This is a genomic window from Leisingera sp. F5 (assembly GCF_001593695.1).
The window spans coordinates 99,743-114,518 of record NZ_LUKH01000008.1; the positions used below are offsets into that span (position 1 = coordinate 99,743).

The following is a 14,776-nucleotide window of genomic DNA, read 5'->3' on the forward strand; positions in this document are numbered from 1 at the left end:
CGGTTAGGGCCGCGCCCGAGCCTGGGAGGGTGCGAATGCGCCCGGGTCGGGCGCGGCCCGGCCTATCGGCCGGGCAAGAGGTTCGTTTCAAACTATTCCGCCCAGCTCAGCGCGCTCAAGTCGATGGCGGCGGTGGGCGCGTTCTCCCACAACCCCTGCAGCCCTGCCTTGGCCACGCCCAGCTTGGCCAGCTGGAACAGGTAGCCGTTGACGTAGTCCGCCGAAATCATCTCCTGCGCTTCCTGCAGGATCGCGGTGCGGGCGTCCGGATCGGTGGTCGCATTCAGCTTGGCCATCAGCTCCTGGAAAGCTATGCTGTCATACTGGAAGTAATACTCGGGCCGGGCATAGATGCCGATATCCATCGGCTCGGTATGGCTGATGATGGTGAGGCCAAAGCTCTTGCCGCGGAACACTGATTCCAACCATTGCGCCCATTCGACATTGATGATCTCCGCTTTGATGCCCACCGCGGCCAGCTGCGCGGCAACGATCTCACCGCCGCGCCGGGCATAGGAGGGCGGCGGCAGGTGCAGTGTGGTCTCGAACCCTTCGGCAAAACCCGCCTCCACCAGCAGCGCCTTGGATTTCTCCGGATCAAAAGATGACCCTCCGGTCAGATCCTTGTAGGCCGGATTGTGCGGTGCAAAATGCGTCCCGATCGGCGTGCCGTAACCGAACATGGCGCCATCGATGATCGCCTGCCGGTCGATGGCATGGGCCACCGCTTGGCGCACCCGGATGTCGTCAAACGGCGGCTGCTTATTGTTGGTGGACAGAATCGTCTCCCCTTCGGTCGATCCCACCAGCACCTGGAACCGCGGGTCGGCATCGAACTGCGGCAGGTTTTCCGGCGCCGGAAAGTTGTCAAAGGCGTCAATGTCCTCTGCCATCATTGCGGCAAAGGCAGCGGTCGGATCGGAAATGAACTTGAAAGTGGCTGACACCAGCGCGGGCTGATCGCCCCAGTAGTCTGGGTTGCGTGCCAGCGTGATGCGGTCGCCCTGCACCCACTCCTGGAAGGTATAGGCGCCGGTGCCGACCGGATCGGTCTTGATGCTGTCGATGCTGTCCGGCGCCACGATTACCGCATCGCCCCAGGCGAGGTTGAACAGAAGGCTGCCGTTCGGCGCGTCCAGCGTGATCTGCACGGTCTGCGGGTCCACCGCATCCACAGCCGTGATCCCCTCAAACAGCGCCTTTTGCGCGTTGGTGCTGTCTTCCCCCCGGGCGCGGTCGAGCGAGAATTTCACGTCCTCCGCATCCATCGCACTGCCGTCGTGAAAACTCACGCCCTCGCGCAGCTTGAACGTATAGACGGTGCCGTCCCCGGAAATTTCCCAGCTTTCCGCCAGTCCAGGCACCACTGAGCCATCGCCCATGAACCGGGTCAGCCCCTCGAAGATGTTGCTGTAAACCACCGAGTCGATGGCCTGCGCCGCAGCGCTGGTCGGGTCCAGATGCGGCGGCTCCAGCTGCAGGCCGATCGTGACGCTGTCCTTGGCCCAAGCGCTGCCCGCCATCAGCGCCAGCGCGGAACTGGCGGCTACTGCAAAGGTTCTGAAGGCCATCTGAAATCTCCCTGTGTGCAATCTACGGGCCTGAAAATGGCGCCTATTGGAAACGAGTTTCCCTGTTTCCCGAGCGTAATCAAGACCGGGCGGCATTTCGCGCACTGGAAGCACGCGGCGTTAGTTGGTAATCCGGGCGCTATTCGAACTGCGGACAGGAAGCCATGAGCGCAACAGCCAAGAAACAGGCGCCCAACGCCGAAGACATCCGGGCCCGCAAGGGCGGCACCCCTTTGGTAAGCCTGACAGCCTATACCACGCCCATGGCGCGTCTGATGGACAAGCATTGCGATTTTGTGCTGGTCGGCGACAGCGTCGGCATGGTGCTGCACGGGCTGACCTCGACCCTGGGCGTGACGATGGAGATGATGATTATACACGGCCAGGCGGTCGCGCGCGGGCTGGCACAGGCGATGCTGGTCATCGACATGCCCTTCGGCTCTTACGAGGAAGGCCCGCAGCAGGCGTTTCGTAACGCCGCCCGGCTGATGGCTGAGACCGGCTGCGCCGCGGTCAAGCTGGAGGGCGGCGTCGAGATGGCAGAGGCCATCCGCTTCCTGGTGCAGCGCGGCATCCCGGTGATGGCTCACATCGGCCTCACACCGCAGTCGATCAACACCCTGGGCGGCTACAAGGTGCAGGGCCGCGATACGCAGGCAGAGGCCGTGCTGGCAGATGCCCGCGCGGTGGCGGAGGCCGGGGCGTTCTCGGTGGTGCTGGAGAAGGTGCCGCAGGCGCTGGCCGACAAGATCACCGCCGAGGTCGCAATCCCCACCATCGGCATCGGTGCCAGTGCGGGCTGCGACGGGCAGATCCTGGTGGTTGACGACATGCTGGGCTTCTTCACCGCCTTCAAACCGAAATTCGTGAAACGCTACGCTGATCTTGGCCCGCTGGCCGAAGCAGGCATCGCCGAATACGCTGCTGAAGTGCGGGCGCGCTCTTTCCCTGCGGCAGAGCATGTGTTTGCCGATCAGGCGCCTTCCAAAGGATGACCTCCGAAATGACCGCTCCGATCCTGCGCCGCCTGTCTGATCTGCGCGCCAAGACAGCCGAGTGGCGCCGTGCCGGCGAAACCATCGGCCTGGTGCCGACCATGGGTGCACTGCACGCGGGCCACCTGTCGCTGGCCGAGGCCGCGAAGGAAGCATGCGACCGGGTGATCGTGACCATTTTTGTGAACCCCAAACAGTTCAACAAGCCAGAGGATCTGGAGAACTATCCCCGAACCGAACAGGACGACGCGCAAAAACTCGCGCATCTGGGAGCCGATCTGATCTATGTTCCGGACCCGGACCAGATCTATCCCGAAGGCTACGCCACCAATGTCTCGGTTGGCGGCAGCATCGCGGACGTGATGGAAGGCCCCTTCCGCCCCGGTCATTTCGATGGCGTCGCCACGGTGGTCGCCAAGCTGTTCCTGCAGACCAGCGCGGACAAGGCGTTTTTCGGCCAGAAGGATTACCAGCAGCTGATGGTGGTGACCCGCATGGCCCGCGATCTGGACATCCCGATCGAAGTGATCGGCTGCGAGACAGTGCGCGAGGCCTCCGGGCTTGCCATGTCCTCGCGCAACCTGCTGCTGCCTGAGGCGGCGCTGGCCAAGGCAGCGGCTCTGAATGCGGCAATGCGGGAGGCAGCCGCCAAAGCATCGGCTGGCGAACCCTGGGCACCGCTCGAGGCCGCCGCGCGCAAGGCGCTGGCAGAGGCGGGCTTCGGCGATGTGGAATACTTCGACCTGCGCTGTGCGGAAACGCTGCAGGCGCTGGACAACCCCAACAGGCCTGCCCGCCTGCTGGCCGCCGCCTGGATGGATGGTGTCCGGCTGATCGACAATATCGAAGTTCCTCAACTAAATTCTTAGTAGGGGCTGGCAGCGGTAACACATTTGCGTTTATGCTCCCCGGTCAGAGGAGACTGGAGGGCAGCCGATGACCTATATTCTGGCAATTGATCAGGGCACCACGTCGACCCGGGCAATCCTGTTTGATGCAGGCATGCAGGTCGCGGGCACCGCGCAGCAGGAGTTCACCCAGCATTACCCGCAAGCGGGCTGGGTGGAGCATGACCCGGAGGAGATCTGGGAAACCACCGTCGCGGTCTGCCGCAAGGTGATGGCGGATTTGGATGTCTCCGCCGCGGATATCGCGGGCATCGGCATCACCAACCAGCGCGAAACCACCGTGGTCTGGGACAAGTCCAGCGGCAAGGCGATCCACAACGCCATCGTCTGGCAGGACCGCCGCACAGCATTTATTTGCGAGCAGCTGCGGAACGCAGGCCACGCAGAGATGGTGGCAGACCGCACCGGGCTGCTGCTCGATCCCTATTTCTCCGGCACCAAGGTGAAATGGATCCTCGACACCGTTCCGGGTGCGCGCGAACGGGCGGCGGCAGGGGATCTGCTCTTTGGCACGGTGGATACCTTCCTCATCTGGCGCCTGACCGGCGGTGCGTCCCACGTCACGGACGCCACCAATGCCGCGCGCACGCTGATGTATGACATCCGCAAGGGCCGCTGGAGCCGAACCATCAGCGATTTGCTGGATGTGCCGCAGCAGATGCTGCCGGCGGTGAAGGACAGCGCTGCCGATTTCGGCACCACCGATCCGGAGATCCTGGGCGGCGCGATCCCGATCCTGGGGGTGGCGGGCGACCAGCAGGCTGCCACCATCGGCCAGGCCTGTTTCCAGCCAGGGATGATGAAATCCACCTATGGGACGGGCTGTTTTGCGCTGCTGAACACCGGCGACGCGCCCGTGGTGTCGAAAAACCGGATGCTGACCACCATCGCCTATCAGCTGGACGGTAAACCGACCTATGCGCTGGAAGGCTCGATCTTCATCGCCGGCGCCGCGGTGCAATGGCTGCGCGACGGGTTGGGGATCATCGAAGAGGCGTCGCAGTCGGGCGAGCTGGCGCTGCGCGCCGACCCGGGCCAGGACGTGATCCTTGTGCCCGCCTTCACCGGCCTCGGCGCGCCCTACTGGGAGCCGGAGTGCCGTGGCGGCATGTTCGGCCTCACCCGCAGCTCCGGCCCGGCGGAGTTCGCCCGCGCCGCGCTGCAAAGCGTCGCTTACCAGACCCGCGACCTTTATGAGGCGATGCGCGCCGACTGGGAGGACGACAGCCACCACACCGTGACACTGCGCGTCGATGGCGGCATGAGCGCCAGCAACTGGACCATGCAAAGCCTGTCGGACCTGCTGGGTGCCGCGGTCGACCGCCCGGTGATGCAGGAAACCACCGCACTTGGCGCCGCCTGGCTGGCGGGCATGCGCGCCGGGATCTATCCGGATCAGACGGGATTTGCGGATACCTGGAAGCTCGACCGCCAGTTCGTGCCGCTGATGCAGCCCGCCGCACGGCAGGCGGCTTATGCGCGCTGGCAGCGCGCGGTTCAGGCGGTGATCGGCGTTTGACCGCTGTGGCACAGGGCAGGGCGGGGCGCTCCCGCCTGCTCCGCCACATTCAAAGAATGTGCCTCACAGTTGGGCGTGGCGCCGCGCTTTGCGCGGCGTTTTTCCTTTGCTGAGAAGCGGTTTAAGGTCAAAACTGCCCTTAAACGTGCCGCCACGAGTGTGATAGCCGCCAGCCGCGCCTCAAGGGTGGACCGTGCCTGCGGCACGGCGGCTGTGCCGCCCTTGAGGCGCGGCTGGCCGCGGGCGTGCCCTAGCTGATGCGGGCGCCTGCCGGGACGGTTGCGGGGCGGGCGTTCAACTCCGCGATGGAGAAGCCCGCAATCATCTTGTACTTGGCGGCATGGGCGGCCAGCTCCGCCTGCGGAATGACTTCGCTGATGTCCTGGAAGTCTCCGCCGCAGAGATCCTCGACCCTCTGCAGCACCCCGTCCGGCCCGCTGCCAGCGCGGTTTGCCAGGCCTACAGCCGTCGTCACGGGGCGCACTTCTGCTTCGTAGGCTTGCAGAGCGCCATCGTTCACCCCGTGTTTCAGCAGCTGCGCGCCGATCACCCGCGCGTCGATGATCGCCTGGCTGGCGCCGTTGGAGCCCACCGGGTAAGTCGGATGCGCGGCGTCGCCCATCAGGGTCACACTGCCTGTCGTCCAGCGCGCCAGCGGGTCGCGGTCCACCATCGGGTATTCATAGACCGCCCCGGCACCGCGGATCAGCGCGGGCACGTCGATCCAATCAAACCTCCAGCCTTCGAAATCGGGCAGGAACTCAGTGATGTCAGCGGGCCGGTTCCAGTCTTCCCGGCGCCAGGGGGCGGAAGGATCAAAGCGCTTCTCCGCAATCCAATTCATGGTGACGCGGCCCCTGGCATCAGGCGCCGAGATCGGGTAGGCGACCAGCCGCAGGTGATCGTGACCGACCATTGCCATCGCCGCGCCGCCCTTGAAGGCTGGCGCCCTGGTAGTGGCGCGCCACAGGATGCGGCCGTTCCAGATCGGCGCACCCTCATCGGGCACCATTTGCGCGCGCAGGGCGGAATGGATGCCATCCGCTGCCACAACCAGCGATCCCTCGACCCGCCGGCCGTCTGCCAGCAGCAGCGCGGCACCTTCTGCCGTATCCTCAAACCCCGCCGCCCGTGCGCCGGTCTCAAAACAGCCCGTCCCGGCACGTTCTGCCAGTGCACGGTAGAGCATCATTTGCAGCTCTCCGCGATGCACCGAATACTGTGGCCAGGCATAGCCCGCGCGGGTGCCGCGCGGCTCTTCCCAGATGGTCCTGCCGAACTTGCTGTAAAACCCCAGCTGCCGGGTCCGGACGCCGATCGCATCCAGTTCGGCCTCCAGCCCCAGATCCAACAGCTCCCGCACCGCGTTGGGCTGCAGGTTGATGCCAACACCTATCGGCTTCAGCGCGCGCGCGGCCTCAAAAATCTGAAAGGGGACCCCGATCTGATGCAAAGTCAGCCCCAGGGTCAGCCCGGCAATGCCGCCGCCCGCGATGAGGATGGACATGATAAGCATACTCCCTAATTGCGCGCGCAGATAACCACGGCGGGCGACCGGGGGCAAGTTGGCGGAAAGAGTAAGCGGTCAGCGCCGGCCACCGATGATCAGGTCGGGGCCAAAGATCACATCGGCGTAATTGTGCAGATAGATTTTCAGCCAGGGCGTGAACCGTTCCGGGTGACGGCTGACTTCGGCCAGAAGGTCATGGTAATCGACCCAGCGGGTCTCCATCACTTCGTCCGGGTTGGGGGTGATGTTCAAGGGGCGGTGTGCATGGGCCAGGAACACATCCACGGCTTCATGTTCGACCAGGCCATTGCCGACGTCGGCACGGTATTCCAGGTGGTGGCGGAACTCAGGATAGAGGCCCGTCAGGCCCAGCTCCTCCTGCATCCGCCGCACCGCGCAAGCGGAGGGCTGCTCGTCCCACATCGGATGGGTGCAGCAGGTGTTCGCCCAGAGGCCGGGGGTGTGGTATTTCCCCATCGCCCGGCGCTGCATCAGGATTTCCACGCCTTTCACCACAAAAACGGAGACCGCCTTGTGCTTCAGCCCGCGCTCATGCGCAGCGAGCTTGTCAACCGGTGTCAAATCGCCGTTCACCCAGGCGGGGATCATGTGGCTCATGCTGTGTCCGTGACGGTTCTTTTGTGGCGCGGCTTGCCGCAACTGCGATGGCCTGGCTTCTACCGCTAACCTCTGCGGGTTACGAAAGCAATTACGCGAAAAGCCGCGGCGAAAATGCCGCGGCTTTGTGGCTGCGCTGCCGGAAAATCCGGCCTTACTCGGAAGCGGCTTCTGCGTTTTCTTCAGCGGCAGGTTCTTCAGCCGGCGCCGGGCCGTGGCTGGCCAGGAAAGCAAAGATATCCTCGCCGCCCTTTTTCAGGCGGAAGGACATTTTCGACTTGGCTTTGGGATTGCCGGTTTCGGCCTGCAGGAATTTCTTGGGATCGGTGGTGTAGCCGACGAATTTCGCTTCGTCCCAGACCAGTCCGGCTTCGCCCGCCGCAATCAGGTCCTTGCTGTATTTGAAGCCCTCAGTGCTGCCGGCGGTGCGGCCGGCCAAACCCCACAGGTTGGGGCCGGTCTTGCCGCCCTTCACGATCACATCGCCGTCATCCGAGACGACCATGTGGCAGGATTTGCATTTGTTGAACCCCTTCTCACCTTTGGCCGGGTCGCCTTCGGCAAAGGCAGGGGCGGCGAGGAGGCCGAAAATGGCGGCTGTAACGAGAGGTTTCATATTGCTTGCTCCGGTTTTGAGTTGGCAGGTGTGACTCATGATCCAATAGCCGGCGGTGTCAACCGGCAGTTTGACGCGCATCAATGTCATGGCAGGAAGTTGCAGGCCTTCAAGGCGCCGCCCAGCAGGGCAGCAGGTCGCCTGGCTCTGGCGTAGCGCTAGAGACAGCGCGGGCAATTGCGCGGCTGAGGCACAGGGCAGCGGCGTGGCAGAGTACGCCAAGTTCTGCATCCGGGTTTTCCGAGGCGCGGGTGCCCGTGCTGGCGGCAAAGACCAGATCGCCGTCGCCGGGTGCATGGGCCGGAACAATGGCGCGGCCGATGCCGTCATGGGCAGCGGTGGCCAGGCGCTGGCACTGCGCCTTGCTGAGTGCGGCATCCGTGGCGACGATGGCAATGGTGGTATTGGCGCGCTCTTCCGGCAGCGTCTCGCCGCCCAGGTTCTGCATTGCGGCCAGTTTGCGGCTCTCCAGTATGCGGCCTAGCCCGGCTGCCGGATCGGGGCCCAATCCGCCGAACTCATCCCCGATTTCAAATGGTGCAGCCCAAAAGTGCCGCTCGCCCGGCGTGGTGACGGCGCCCAGCGGGTTGGCAGCCACCAGCGCGCCCACGGTCGCGCCGCTGTCCAGCACCAGAGAGACCGATCCCAATCCGCCTTTGACCATTGCGGTCAGCGCGCCGGTGCCTGCGCCGGCAGTGCCAAGATCAAACGCCTCTGCCGCGTTTTCAAACGCTGCCCGGCCCAGGGCGCAGTAGGGATTTTCCTTCCATGCTTTGTCTCCGCCGTTCAGCAGATCAAACAGGATCGCGCCCGGCACCAGCGGCACCCTCGCCGGCCCGACCGGAAAGCCGCGTCCCCGGCTGTGCAGCGCATCCATCACCCCGGAACAGGCATCAAGACCAAAGGCGGAGCCGCCGGACAGCACAAGCGCGTCGATCTTTGCCACCGATTTGTCCGGCGCCATCAGGTCCGTCTCCCGCGTGCCCGGCGCACCGCCCATCACATGCACCGACGCAGTGAAGGGCATGTCCGAGGTCAGCACCGTTGTACCGGATTTCAGCACCGCGTCTTGCGCATTGCCAACCAGGATACCGGGCACATCGGTGATCAGGTTTCTGGGACCGGGGAGCATAGCGGGCAGTCCTTTGTTTGGCCGATGCCCGCTGTTGCGGGCTGCCTGCGGCGCGAGTATTTTTAGAAAGATGAAAGAGCTGGTTTCAAACCGCCTATATCCGCGGCTTGGGCGCTGCAGTTGCCGGATCGCCGGTGTTTGGCTCGCCCTTGGGTTCGATCAGCAGCACCTTGCATTCCTGATTGGCGCGGGGGCGGTGGCTGACGCCCTTGGGCACCACAAACAACTCGCCCGAGCGGATGGTCTGCGGCGGTTCGCCTTCGATATCCATCACCATTTCACCTTCCAGAACCAGGAAAAAATCATCGGTATCCGGGTGGTGATGAAAGGGAAATTCACCCTGGAATTTCACCACCATCACGTCGTTGCCATTGTAGTCCGCCACCACATGCGGATCCCAATGGCTGGAAAACATCGCCAGCTTTTCGCTAAGGTTCACGGTCTTCATATGCAGCGTCCTCCATCCACTTCCATTGCAACACCGGTCACCATACCGGCCTCATCCGAACACAGGAAGCAAGCCGCGTTGCCCATGTCCCCAGGGGTTGAAAACCGGCCGATAGGGATGGTTGAGAGGAACTTGGCGCGCATTTCCGGGGTGTCTTCGCCCATGAAGGTTTTTAACAGCGGCGTTTCCCCCGCCACCGGGTTGATCGCATTGACCCGCACGCCATGCGGCGCCAGTTCGACCGCCATGGTTTTCGTGGCAGTGATCATCCAGCCCTTGGAGGCGTTGTACCAGTTAAGATTGGGGCGAGGCGACACACCTGCGGTGGAGGCGACGTTCAGGATCGCACCGGTCTGGCGCGCCTTCATATGCGGCACCAGGGCGCGGGCCGTCAGGTAGACGGATTTCACGTTCACAGCCAGTACCCGGTCGAAATCGTCCTCGGTGATTTCTTCCAAAGGGGCGGGAAGGTGGGTGACGCCGGCATTGTTGACCAGAATGTCGAGGTGCCCGAAAGCGGCGAGCGCCGCCTTTGCCATGGCATTGACCGAGGCGCCGTCGGAGACATCCACGGTTTGCGCAATGGCGTTGCGGCCCAGCTCCGCGGCCATTTCCGCAGCTGCTGCGCCATTGATGTCGGCAATCATCACCCGGGCGCCTTCGGCCAGGAACTTGCGTGCAATTCCCGCACCAAAGCCCGAGGCGCCGCCGGTCACGATGGCGGTTTTTCCGTCCAGCCGCATGGCCATATCTCCTTGCTGATTTGCCAGCAGCATGGGCGGAGCGGGCAGCGGGTGCAATCCGCCGGATCAATCCGGGTCGATTTTACCGCGCGTCGCCTTCAATCCGCCGCGCTGTTTCTTGGCCTCAAGCCGCCGCTTGACCGAGCCGCGGGTGGGTTTGGTGGCAATGCGCCGTTTTGGCGCCACCAGTGCCTTGCGCACCAGCTCTGCCAGCCGCTCGCGCACAATTTCGCGGTTGCGCTGCTGCGAGCGGGTTTCGTCGCATTGCAGGATGATCGCGCCCTCTTTGGTCCAGCGGCGTCCGGCCAGCCGTTTCAACCGGGATTTGACCGCAGGCGTCAGCGCAGGCGAGCGTTCGGCCTCGAACCGCAGTTCCACCGCGGTGGCCACCTTGTTCACATTCTGCCCGCCTGGGCCCGAGGCGCGGACGAAGCTTTCGGTCAGTTCCCAGTCCTGCAGGGTGATTTGCGCATTAACGTGGATCATGGCTCGGTCAGTAATCGAAAAGGGCCGTTCCCACACGCGGGAACAGCCCTTCGAGATGATAGGAGGTGCACCGGTTAGGTCGGCACCAATTCAGTCTTCTATACGCGCCAAGGGCTGCCTCGGCCGCACGCCTTCTGAACTGTTCCGGCACTGCTCTCCATAGCTTCTCTAGACAATGGGCACCTCCTTTCTGAATGTTTCGTGTGACCCCAGCCTGCCATAGATTCGGTTAATGTCAAAACAAAATCATGTGGTCTTTGCGGTCAGTTTACGCACGATGATGCGGAAGGGCACAAGGGCGGCCAAAGCAAGCGACAGTTTCACCAGCCAGTCGGCCGCGGCAAGCGAGACCCACAAAGGGGCCATAGGGCCGCTGCCCAGCAGCGGCAGCGGCTCTCCAGCCCAAGCGACATCGTTGCCGGGCTCGAGCCAGCTGAGCGCACCTGAAAAGGCGATGGTGAAGAACAGGGCGGTGTCCACAATGGAGCCGGCCAGCGTGGACGCCAGTGGCGCGCGCCACCATTTGCCTGTCCGCAGGGCCGAGAAGACGGCGACGTCCAATAGCTGCGCGGTGAGGAAGGCAAGACCGGAGCCAAGCGCGATGCGCAGAGTCACGGCCGGATAGGTGAAGCCGTCGCCCTGCAGCATGATTTGAGTGCCGATCAGCGAGCAGGCGACCCCAGCAAGGAAACCGGCCAGCACCACCTTGCGGGCGGCCGCGGTGCCGTAGACCCGGTTCATGACGTCGGTGACCAGAAAGGCGATGGGATAGGTGAAGGCGCCCCAGGTCAGCCATTGGCCGAACAGGAATTGCACCAGGATGTTGGACGCCACAACGACGGCGGCCATGGCAACAATGCCGGGGATATGCGAGCGGGGCATGGGTCGGATCCGTTTTTCAAGGCCGCGGGCACATGTTCCGGCACGGCAAAAGACCGGCCCCTTTAAACCGTTCCGCACCCTGCTGCAAGCGCCCCGCAGGGCAGAGGCTCCCGTCCGCCCGCCCGCGCGCATTTCAGGAAATGCACTCTTTCGGTTGGGCCCGGTGCCGCTGGCGCGGCGCAGGGCGCGTGATCAGCGGGGCAGCGCGTATTCCACGAGTTCGGTGCGTTGAAAGGGCAGGAAATTGTCGTCCGATACCATGGTGGCGCGCAAAGCTCCGGTTTCATCCGCCCAGACGGACAGCCCTTCCAGATTGTCATGGGTGCCGGAACGGGTTTGCAGCAGAACGGTTTCGTTCACCGGCCCTGCGGCGGTGATATCCCAGCGCCGCAACCGGCTGCGGAACCCGAACAGGGTAAAATCGCGTTCGAGGAGATAGAACCGCCCATCTGGGCCGAAATCGGCATCCACCGGCAGAAATCCACCCTCCGGCGGCAGGCTGAAGGGGCGCGACCAGCGGCGGCCGTTCCAGCGCCAGACCGGGATCTGCCCGTGATTGTCCAAGGCGCGTTCGGGCAAAGTGTACAGCCGCCCGCGGGAATCGATGGCCAGGGTTTCCAGCGATTTGTTGGGCGGCAGGCTGCGGAAAGCCTTGGGGCGCGGCAGCACCTTGGCGCGGTCGCCGGGGCGATGGTAGCGCGCCACCCGGGCGGCGCCCTCGAAAGAGATATAGCGGCTGCCATCCGCCGCCACCGCCAGCCCTTCGCTGTCGCCGGCAAAGCCCTTGAGCGTTTTCCCGGTGGAGGCCCGCAGCTCGTGCGCGCGCCGGGCCGTGATGCCTGAAATCAGGCCCTGGCTGCGCTGGATCCGGGTTGTCACCAAAGTGGCCCGGTCGCTGAGCACGGTCATTGCCGTGCCGCCGCTGCTGAGCTTCAGCGCCGAGAACCCGCCGAACCAGTGCTGGTTCAGCTTCCAGGTGTAGCTGCTGAGGTGCCGCGCCTTGCCTGCGGCCGCCGCCGCGGGGCGGTTTGCCGCATAGGCCGCCGCCGTCAGGCAGGCGGCGGCAGCAACGGCGAGGGTCAGTTTGATTGCAGAACGGCAGCGCATTGCTTGGGCAGGTCCGAAAGGGTGTAATCACGCCGCGGTTTAGGCTTTGGCGCGTTGGGGTCAACCGGTTTCGGCGGAGGCGGATTCAGAATGTCATTGACCCAGCGCTGCGCATCGGCACAGCCGTCGCCCTTGGGCGGGGCCGCCTGATCGGCACAGCCGCGGGCACCGCGCGGGCAGGCCAGCCGCACGTGGAAGTGATAGTGGTGCCCCCACCAGGGCCGGATCTTGCGCAGCCAGCGGCGGTCGCCCTTCTCGTCATTGCACATCTGCACCTTGGCGCCGGGAAACACGAAAATCCGCGCCACCCGTTTGTCCTGCGCCGCGGCTTTCAGAATCTCGTGGTGGGCGCGGGTCCAACTGGCGTTCACATAGGCGCCCTTGGCCCGGCGCATGGAGATTGAGGAGATGTTTTCCCGTGCGCTGCGGCTGAGGTTCAGCCGGTCCGGCGGCCGCATCCAGATGTCGATATCCAGGCCGATCTGGTGGCTGCGGTGGCCGGACAGCATCGGACCGCCGCGGGGCTGGCTGATGTCGCCGATGTACAGCCCCTTCCAGCCCCGCTGCTTGGCGGCAAAACGGCTGAGATCCTGAACAAAATCTATCGCCGCCGGATGGCCCCAGTTGCGGTTGCGGCTGAGCCGCATCGCCTGCCAGGTGGGGCCGGTCTCAGGCAGCTGGGCGGCGCCGGCAACGCAGCCCTTGGCATAAGAGCCGAACGGCGCCGGGCGCTGCTGCGAGGCGCTGGGCTTGGCCCCGAACAGGGCCTTGGCGGGGGTTTGCGCGGTTGCCGGGCTGCATAACCCGGCAACCGCCACACAGATGGCAAGAAACAGTTTCAACCCTGATCTCCTTCTCCTTGAACCCAGAACAACAGTATCAATCCGATCAGAAACAGCCCGATCACCGGTGTGATCCCCAGCCGGGCGCTGCCGGTCACGGTGGTGGCCAGGCCGATCAGCGCCGGGGCCAGAAACGCGGTGGCGCGCCCCGACAGGCCATACAGGCCAAAGCTTTCGGTCGCATCCGCAGGGCTGGTGTGGCGCACCATCAGGCTGCGGCTGGCCGACTGCAGGATGCCGCCAAAGCCGCCGATCAGCATGCCGCAGCCGAAAAACACCGTGTCGGGCAGGGTCGAGCCCTCCGCCAGGGCTATGCCGAAAATCTGATGGCGCGACATGCTGACGATGATCAGGCAGACAAAGGCCAGCACCAGGATCGAGGCGATGATCACCGGTTTCGGGCCCAGCCGCCGGTCTGCCTTGCCGCCGAGCCAGCTGAAAACAGTGGCGGCAAAGGCGGCGACAATGCCGAAGATGCCGATCTGGGTGATCTCCCAGCCCAGCACCAGTTTCGCGTAGACGCCGCCGAAACCGTACAGCCCGTTCAGCGCATCCCGGTAAAACATCGAAGAGCCAAGATAGGTTGCCAGGCTCAGCCGGTAGCGCAGGCTGGCAACCAGCGTGATTACCATTTGCCAGGCTTTGCCCAAGCTGGCCTTGCGCCCGGTGGCGCCGCGGTCCTGTACCCACAGGAAGTAGGGGATCATGAAAACAGCAAACCAGACCGCAGTGAACGGGCCGACGGCACGGGTGCCCTCCTTGGCCTCGGCATCCAGTCCAAAGGCCGGACTGAGGCCGATCAGCGTCTTGCCTGAGCTTTGCTCGACAAACAGCAGCAGCATGATGAACAGCGCGATCACGCCGCCAAGATAGCCGAATGCAAAGCCGGAACCGGAGACCGCCCCCACGTCCTCGCGGCTGGCCAGCGTTGGCAGCTGCGCGTTGACAAAGATCAGCGCAAACTCGGCACCGATGAAGCCAAAGCCGAAGCTGACCAGCATCCACCACAGGTTGCTTCCGGCAGGGTCCATGTACCACAATCCCCAGGCGCCGATCAGATACATAAGCGAAAACATCATGATCCAGGGCAGGCGGCGCCCGGTGATATCGGCCAGCGCGCCAAGGAAGGGCGCGCCAAAGGCGATGATCAGCCCGGTCACGGTCAGGCACATCGACCAAACGGTCTGCGCCTGCGCCTTGGCGGCCTCACCCGCCAGCCCTTGGGTCATGAAATAATCTGCCGCCGCTGCAGCAAAAAACGGGCTGAATACAAAGGTGACCAGCAGCGTCTGATACGGTTGGCTGGCCCAGTCAAAGAACCACCATCCCCAGATCCGCTTGCGCGTGGATACCTGCTGCATGCCCGGCCTCTTATTATAGTTGCCTTCAGGTATGGCAG

The 14,776-nt window shown here is 64.1% G+C and carries 15 protein-coding genes; 3 read left to right on the forward strand and 12 right to left on the reverse strand.

Annotation, left to right across the window (positions count from 1 at the left end; genetic code table 11):
- Positions 1 to 92: 92 nt before the first annotated feature.
- Complete coding sequence (locus A2I95_RS06890; protein WP_291729053.1) at positions 93 to 1,571, reverse strand: ABC transporter substrate-binding protein; 1,479 nt, start codon at positions 1,569 to 1,571, stop codon at positions 93 to 95.
- Positions 1,572 to 1,735: 164 nt separating this feature from the next.
- Between A2I95_RS06890 and panB the strand changes: the two genes are divergently transcribed.
- The 3 genes from panB (at position 1,736) to glpK (ending at position 4,993) form a co-directional block, all read left to right on the forward strand.
- Positions 1,736 to 2,566 (forward strand): 3-methyl-2-oxobutanoate hydroxymethyltransferase, encoded by an 831-nt coding sequence (gene panB / locus A2I95_RS06895; RefSeq protein ID WP_291729054.1) that lies wholly within the window; start codon positions 1,736 to 1,738, stop codon positions 2,564 to 2,566.
- 8 nt (positions 2,567 to 2,574) lie between these two features.
- The gene (gene panC / locus A2I95_RS06900; protein ID WP_291729055.1) at positions 2,575 to 3,435 is read left to right on the forward strand and encodes a pantoate--beta-alanine ligase; all 861 of its coding nucleotides are present in this window, start codon (positions 2,575 to 2,577) and stop codon (positions 3,433 to 3,435) included.
- A 67-nt stretch (positions 3,436 to 3,502) separates the two neighbouring features.
- Positions 3,503 to 4,993 carry a glycerol kinase GlpK gene (gene glpK / locus A2I95_RS06905; RefSeq protein ID WP_291729056.1) on the forward strand — a complete coding sequence of 497 codons (1,491 nt, stop codon included), beginning with the start codon at positions 3,503 to 3,505 and terminating at the stop codon, positions 4,991 to 4,993.
- Between the two features lie 250 nt (positions 4,994 to 5,243).
- Here the strand turns inward: glpK and A2I95_RS06910 are convergent, their stop codons facing one another.
- The 11 genes from A2I95_RS06910 to A2I95_RS06960 all read right to left on the reverse strand — a co-directional run bounded on the left by A2I95_RS06910 (position 5,244) and on the right by A2I95_RS06960 (position 14,738).
- The gene (locus tag A2I95_RS06910; protein WP_291729057.1) at positions 5,244 to 6,500 is read right to left on the reverse strand and encodes a flavin-dependent oxidoreductase; all 1,257 of its coding nucleotides are present in this window, start codon (positions 6,498 to 6,500) and stop codon (positions 5,244 to 5,246) included.
- A 78-nt stretch (positions 6,501 to 6,578) separates the two neighbouring features.
- A complete protein-coding gene (idi, locus tag A2I95_RS06915; RefSeq protein WP_027256745.1) occupies positions 6,579 to 7,121 on the reverse strand; it encodes an isopentenyl-diphosphate Delta-isomerase in 543 nt (180 codons plus the stop codon).
- Positions 7,122 to 7,275: 154 nt separating this feature from the next.
- Complete coding sequence (locus A2I95_RS06920; protein WP_291729058.1) at positions 7,276 to 7,737, reverse strand: cytochrome C; 462 nt, start codon at positions 7,735 to 7,737, stop codon at positions 7,276 to 7,278.
- 109 nt (positions 7,738 to 7,846) lie between these two features.
- The gene (locus A2I95_RS06925; RefSeq protein WP_291729059.1) at positions 7,847 to 8,869 is read right to left on the reverse strand and encodes a P1 family peptidase; all 1,023 of its coding nucleotides are present in this window, start codon (positions 8,867 to 8,869) and stop codon (positions 7,847 to 7,849) included.
- Positions 8,870 to 8,963: 94 nt separating this feature from the next.
- Positions 8,964 to 9,317 (reverse strand): cupin domain-containing protein, encoded by a 354-nt coding sequence (locus A2I95_RS06930; RefSeq protein WP_291729060.1) that lies wholly within the window; start codon positions 9,315 to 9,317, stop codon positions 8,964 to 8,966.
- A complete protein-coding gene (locus A2I95_RS06935) occupies positions 9,314 to 10,060 on the reverse strand; it encodes an SDR family oxidoreductase (protein ID WP_291729061.1) in 747 nt (248 codons plus the stop codon). The genes A2I95_RS06930 and A2I95_RS06935 overlap by 4 nt, the downstream gene beginning before the upstream one ends.
- A 66-nt stretch (positions 10,061 to 10,126) precedes the next feature.
- Positions 10,127 to 10,546: an alternative ribosome rescue aminoacyl-tRNA hydrolase ArfB gene (gene arfB, locus A2I95_RS06940; RefSeq protein ID WP_291729062.1), complete on the reverse strand. Its 420-nt coding sequence runs from the start codon at positions 10,544 to 10,546 to the stop codon at positions 10,127 to 10,129.
- A gap of 246 nt (positions 10,547 to 10,792) precedes the next feature.
- On the reverse strand, positions 10,793 to 11,428 hold the full coding sequence (locus A2I95_RS06945; RefSeq protein WP_291729063.1) for a queuosine precursor transporter: 636 nt from the start codon (positions 11,426 to 11,428) through the stop codon (positions 10,793 to 10,795).
- A gap of 192 nt (positions 11,429 to 11,620) precedes the next feature.
- On the reverse strand, positions 11,621 to 12,535 hold the full coding sequence (locus tag A2I95_RS06950) for an esterase-like activity of phytase family protein (protein WP_291729064.1): 915 nt from the start codon (positions 12,533 to 12,535) through the stop codon (positions 11,621 to 11,623).
- Positions 12,508 to 13,377, reverse strand: coding sequence for a penicillin-insensitive murein endopeptidase (mepA, locus tag A2I95_RS06955; protein WP_291729065.1), 870 nt, complete (start codon positions 13,375 to 13,377; stop codon positions 12,508 to 12,510). Before mepA ends, A2I95_RS06950 begins: the two co-directional genes overlap by 28 nt.
- Positions 13,374 to 14,738, reverse strand: coding sequence for an MFS transporter (locus A2I95_RS06960; RefSeq protein WP_291729066.1), 1,365 nt, complete (start codon positions 14,736 to 14,738; stop codon positions 13,374 to 13,376). Before A2I95_RS06960 ends, mepA begins: the two co-directional genes overlap by 4 nt.
- Between the last annotated feature and the right edge of the window lie 38 nt (positions 14,739 to 14,776).

Coding starts and splice junctions, on each gene's coding strand:
- A2I95_RS06960 (WP_291729066.1), bottom strand. CDS start 14,738: ATGCAGCAGGTATCCACGCGCAAGCGGATCTGGGGATGGTGGTTCTTT.
- A2I95_RS06945 (WP_291729063.1), bottom strand. CDS start 11,428: ATGCCCCGCTCGCATATCCCCGGCATTGTTGCCATGGCCGCCGTCGTT.
- panB (WP_291729054.1), top strand. CDS start 1,736: ATGAGCGCAACAGCCAAGAAACAGGCGCCCAACGCCGAAGACATCCGG.
- idi (WP_027256745.1), bottom strand. CDS start 7,121: ATGAGCCACATGATCCCCGCCTGGGTGAACGGCGATTTGACACCGGTT.
- A2I95_RS06930 (WP_291729060.1), bottom strand. CDS start 9,317: ATGAAGACCGTGAACCTTAGCGAAAAGCTGGCGATGTTTTCCAGCCAT.
- A2I95_RS06950 (WP_291729064.1), bottom strand. CDS start 12,535: ATGCGCTGCCGTTCTGCAATCAAACTGACCCTCGCCGTTGCTGCCGCC.
- A2I95_RS06890 (WP_291729053.1), bottom strand. CDS start 1,571: ATGGCCTTCAGAACCTTTGCAGTAGCCGCCAGTTCCGCGCTGGCGCTG.
- A2I95_RS06935 (WP_291729061.1), bottom strand. CDS start 10,060: ATGCGGCTGGACGGAAAAACCGCCATCGTGACCGGCGGCGCCTCGGGC.
- A2I95_RS06910 (WP_291729057.1), bottom strand. CDS start 6,500: ATGTCCATCCTCATCGCGGGCGGCGGCATTGCCGGGCTGACCCTGGGG.
- glpK (WP_291729056.1), top strand. CDS start 3,503: ATGACCTATATTCTGGCAATTGATCAGGGCACCACGTCGACCCGGGCA.
- A2I95_RS06920 (WP_291729058.1), bottom strand. CDS start 7,737: ATGAAACCTCTCGTTACAGCCGCCATTTTCGGCCTCCTCGCCGCCCCT.
- panC (WP_291729055.1), top strand. CDS start 2,575: ATGACCGCTCCGATCCTGCGCCGCCTGTCTGATCTGCGCGCCAAGACA.
- arfB (WP_291729062.1), bottom strand. CDS start 10,546: ATGATCCACGTTAATGCGCAAATCACCCTGCAGGACTGGGAACTGACC.
- A2I95_RS06925 (WP_291729059.1), bottom strand. CDS start 8,869: ATGCTCCCCGGTCCCAGAAACCTGATCACCGATGTGCCCGGTATCCTG.